This is a genomic window from Alcanivorax sp. HI0083 (assembly GCF_001635175.1).
The window spans coordinates 1-1,176 of sequence record NZ_LWFX01000215.1 but is presented as its reverse complement, the minus strand read 5'-3'; the positions used below and the strand labels follow the sequence as shown (position 1 = coordinate 1,176).

1 protein-coding gene and 1 pseudogene are annotated in these 1,176 nt (G+C 59.0%); both read left to right on the top strand.

The window, feature by feature from the left end:
* A partial coding sequence (gene alr, locus A3754_RS02295; RefSeq protein WP_063518746.1) for an alanine racemase occupies positions 1 to 675 on the top strand: 675 nt, incomplete at its 5' end.
* A gap of 278 nt (positions 676 to 953) precedes the next feature.
* Positions 954 to 1,176, top strand: a pseudogene (locus tag A3754_RS02290) (DNA repair protein RadA); the annotation flags it as partial.

Here is a 1,176-nt window from a genome sequence, read left to right as displayed (position 1 = left end):
GGTTTTCGCCCGGACACGGCCCTGCAGGCAGCGGCGCAATTGCGGGCAGCGGGAATGGCACCGGTGGGTGTCATGAGCCATTTTGCCTGTGCGGATGTGAGTCAGGATACCTATTCCGAGAAACAGCTGCTGGTCGCCGGGCAGATCGCGGAGCAACTGATGCTGCCGTTATCGGCGTCCAACTCGGCAGCGCTGCTGCGTTACCCCCAGGCCCGCGCGCAGCGGGTGCGTCCCGGCATCATGCTGTACGGCTCGTCTCCTTTCGACTGGCAAACGGCCAGCGAGCTGGGCCTGGCGGTCAGCCACCGGTTTACCGCCCGTGTAATTGCCATTAATGCGGTGGAGGCAGGTGAAAGTGTGGGCTACGGCGCGACCTGGACCACAGCTGAACCCTGTCAGGTCGGTGTGGTCGCCGTGGGCTATGGCGATGGCTACCCGCGGCATGCCCCCAGTGGTACGCCGGTGGCCGTGAACGGGGTTGTCACGCAATTGGTGGGCCGTGTTTCCATGGATATGCTTACCGTTGACGTGACCGGGCTGGGTGCCAGTGTGGGTGATGAGGTGGAATTATGGGGCGACGTGGTGGATGTGGATGACGTTGCCCGCGCCTGTGGCACCATCAGTTATGAATTATTCTGCCAGATCACCGCACGCCCGGAACGCATTGTCGTTTAATCCGAAGGCCGCTGTAGAAACGTAGCGCAGCGGAGTAACGCACGAAGTGCGGCCCGGAGGGTGAGCGCAGCGAATAACACCTCTTGAGGTGCGAACAAAACAGTTACGAGTTGCGAGTAGCGAGTTTCGAAAACCAAACCTATCAGGCCCGGCAGGTTCCGGTTGTGCTTTTCGCTACTCGAAACTCGTTACTCGCTAACGCTCGTATCCGCACCTCAAGCGGTGTTATTCGCTACGATTCTGCAGTGGCTTTGTAGATAGCAATACACGAGAAGGACTTGTTTGTGGCCAAGAAAAAAATCGCGTTTGTATGCACGGATTGCGGAGCGGATTTTCCCAAATGGCAGGGGCAGTGCCCGGCATGCAATGCCTGGAATACCTTGCAGGAATTTGTCCACGACCCTGCTACGCCATCGTCGAAAGGGGCGGGCAGCCGCGGCGGTTTTTCCGGGCAGCTGTCAGAAGTGCAGAACCTCAACGATATTGTGCTGGAAGAAACGC